The organism is Burkholderia sp. AU44665 (assembly GCF_030504405.1).
In the GTDB taxonomy this organism is placed as follows: Bacteria; Pseudomonadota; Gammaproteobacteria; order Burkholderiales; family Burkholderiaceae; genus Burkholderia; species Burkholderia semiarida.
Genome location: NZ_JAUJRI010000044.1, coordinates 1 through 3,189, shown reverse-complemented (window position 1 = coordinate 3,189; position 3,189 = coordinate 1). Strand labels below are relative to the sequence as shown.

The 3,189-nt window shown below is 57.9% G+C and carries 2 protein-coding genes, 3 tRNA genes and 1 pseudogene; all 6 read left to right on the top strand.

Going from position 1 to position 3,189, the window contains the following annotated elements:
* Positions 1–682: 682 nt before the first annotated feature.
* Positions 683–1,169: pseudogene (locus tag QZM15_RS33850) on the top strand (transposase); the annotation flags it as partial.
* Positions 1,170–1,211: 42 nt separating this feature from the next.
* Positions 1,212–1,682 carry an N-acetyltransferase gene (locus tag QZM15_RS33845; RefSeq protein WP_081066464.1) on the top strand — a complete coding sequence of 157 codons (471 nt, stop codon included), beginning with the start codon at positions 1,212–1,214 and terminating at the stop codon, positions 1,680–1,682.
* A gap of 591 nt (positions 1,683–2,273) precedes the next feature.
* Positions 2,274–2,359 (top strand) — tRNA-Tyr (locus tag QZM15_RS33840).
* 43 nt (positions 2,360–2,402) lie between these two features.
* Positions 2,403–2,476, top strand: a tRNA-Gly gene (locus QZM15_RS33835).
* Between the two features lie 22 nt (positions 2,477–2,498).
* A tRNA-Thr gene (locus QZM15_RS33830) sits at positions 2,499–2,573 on the top strand.
* A gap of 66 nt (positions 2,574–2,639) precedes the next feature.
* A partial coding sequence (locus tag QZM15_RS33825; RefSeq protein ID WP_226226273.1) for a GTP-binding protein occupies positions 2,640–3,189 on the top strand: 550 nt, incomplete at its 3' end.

Genomic DNA, 3,189 nt, shown 5'->3' with positions numbered 1-3,189 from the left:
CCGAACAGGACCGTGAAACGACTCTACGCCGATGATAGTGCGGATTCCCGTGTGAAAGTAGGTAATCGTCAGGCTCCCTAAGCCAGAAACCCCCGCCCGACAAGGCGGGGGTTTTTGCATTTCGGCCGGCGAAAACAACGTCTCCATGGCAATGGCAAGAGCGGACAGGATGTCGCCGCTCCCGGCTCCCTTGCCGCATGTTCCTCGCGACTGTACTGCTCCGCCACAAGAGCCGCGACATTATTATCAAACGCCATTTTCGATCCAGCTCGCCGCATCTCGCCCTAAAGAGCCCTATCGGGGCGCGGCGCACGCTTGGCTTGCGGCAAGAAGCGAATCGACCCACGGGCCCGCTGTGCCGTGCGCGTATTGCGTGTCTGACAGGATCAACAATCGGCGCGATTCTTTTCGACGGTCGCTCGTTGGACCGTCCCGTACCGAGTAAATTTCTTCGATGAGCGAATAGGCGCTGTCGCCTACGCGGCCACCCATCGCAGGGATGTGTTCCCGTGTCGGCGCGTGCCGTATTCGGATCGCCGATCAGAGAGCTCCGCAAGGGAAGGTCGGCGTACCATGCTTCGCTCTTGAATCGCCGCTTCAGCTCAAGTTGCCGGGCAGCGCGCGTCGGATGTCGATGCACCGGCGCCATATATCGGCTTTATAACGACTTCGTAAGCGCGAGGTGGGAGTGGCTACGCAGCCGATGATCAATTTGATGCGCGACGCGCTGCTCGAGTCGGACGTGATCTACGGCGACGAGACAACCTTCCAAGTGCTGAAGGAGCCAGGACACAGGCGAAGAGTTATCTGTGGGCGCAGGTCAACGGCGCTAGGCCACAGTACGGATGTTCTCGTACTCGCAGGGCCGCGGCGCCCAGCACGCGCAGAAGCTCTATGCCGGCGTGCAGCCTGGCACCGTGCTGATGATTGACGGGTACGAGCTCTATAACGGCATCGCCCACGATCATCAACTCGTGCATCTGGGTTACTGTTCGTTGACACGGTTGCCCAGTGCGCAAGCCAGCGCCAACCTGTACTCTCTCGTCGAAACGTACAACGCGAACGGCATCAATCCGTATCGATATCTCGTCTGGCTATTTGCCAGGCTGCCGTTGGCCGAGACTGTCGATGACTACGCCGAGCTACTGCCTTGGAAATTATTGCCCTGACCTAAACTGAGCGATCGTACCGCTTACGAGCTTACATCCCTGATGAATGACAGTCTGGTGAACAGGGTCGCGCTGGTCCCCTTCGAAGAAAGCGCAACTGAAACGCAGGAGCTCTTCGCGCAATATGAGGCTGCGCTGCGCGATCACATCGATTCCGCGTTCGGTTGGGATGATGAGTTTCAACGGCGTCGATTTATAGAGTCTTACACTCGCTCTGATATACGATTGGTCAGAGTTGGCGCCAATACAGCAGGTTACGCGGTCGTCAGGATGCTAGACGACGCTATTCACCTGTCGCTTCTGATACTGAAACCAAGCTTCCAGCGACAGGGGATTGGAAAAGACGTTCTGACATCGCTGATGTCAGAGGCCGCGCGGACCGGAAAGGCCATCACACTGTCTTGCCTCCGCTCAAATTCGGAGGCTGTTGCGTTCTACGAATCGATGAAATTTCAAGTCACGTCTACCGAGGAACACTTCGTAAACTATCGATTTCCAAAACCTACCAAGTAGTTTCATCCGACGAAGCTGACTCCGGGTCGTGCGCACCTGCTGCGTTATTAGATGACCGCTTACGGTGCAACCACAAAAAGTGTCGTTCCAGAGAGGCGGGTGCATGGAGGTCTTTACCTGGGGTAGGCGGGCGACTCGAGACGGCCTCATGCCTTGTGGTGAAGCCGGCGAACGCAGCAGTAGTCGAAACCGGCGACGGAGCCGACAGCAATCGTCAGAAGGGGTGCGTCGTCGTCGGCTGCAGAGCCTTTATTTCACTCCGGAGGCACCGCGCCCAACCTCCAGGAGCAACCACCAGCCGGCTCGCCAAACTCGCCCGGCACGAAATTTGCGGAAAATTTGCGTCTACCCGCTTGGCATTGTGCGAAAGAGGCCGTATGATGGCGGTCTTTCGTTTTTAGCGCAGATGCAGATCGGCGCTGAAGGCGGAGTCTGACGAAGATGTGGTGCCGGTCGGCAACATCTCGCGCTTGCCTTAGCCGGGCAAGGGCGGCGATCGGCGGGAAGCAGAGGTCGGGAAGAAAGTGAAAATAATCTTCCGGATATGCTTGACAGGAGTGCGATGCACCCCCATAATCGTCAGTTCTCTACGGAGGGGTGCCCGAGTGGCTAAAGGGGGCAGACTGTAAATCTGTTGGCTTACGCCTACGTTGGTTCGAATCCAACCTCCTCCACCAAGATATCAGCGCAGTGAGCGGCAAGGAATCGTTAGTGGCCCGTGCGGGTGTAGCTCAATGGTAGAGCAGAAGCCTTCCAAGCTTACGACGAGGGTTCGATTCCCTTCACCCGCTCCAGACCGCTAAGTTGAAGCGTAGCGCCCATGTGGCTCAGTGGTAGAGCACTCCCTTGGTAAGGGAGAGGTCGGCAGTTCGATCCTGCCCATGGGCACCAGCAGTAAAAAGTCAGTGTCTTGTTTGCGCGCGGCGCAACCTGTGAAATTCCTTTTGGGAGTTGAAAATGGCCAAGGAAAAGTTTGAGCGGACCAAGCCGCACGTGAACGTTGGTACGATTGGTCACGTTGACCACGGCAAGACGACGCTGACGGCAGCGATCACGACGGTTCTGACGAAGAAGTTCGGCGGCGAAGCGAAGGCGTACGACCAGATCGACGCGGCACCGGAAGAAAAGGCGCGCGGCATCACGATCAACACGGCACACGTCGAGTACGAAACGGCTAACCGCCACTACGCACACGTCGACTGCCCGGGCCACGCTGACTACGTGAAGAACATGATCACGGGCGCGGCGCAGATGGACGGCGCGATCCTGGTTTGCTCGGCAGCAGACGGCCCGATGCCGCAAACGCGTGAGCACATCCTGCTGGCGCGTCAGGTTGGCGTTCCGTACATCATCGTGTTCCTGAACAAGTGCGACATGGTTGACGACGCGGAACTGCTCGAGCTGGTCGAGATGGAAGTTCGCGAACTGCTGTCGAAGTACGACTTCCCGGGCGACGACACGCCGATCGTGAAGGGTTCGGCGAAGCTGGCGCTGGAAGGCGACACGG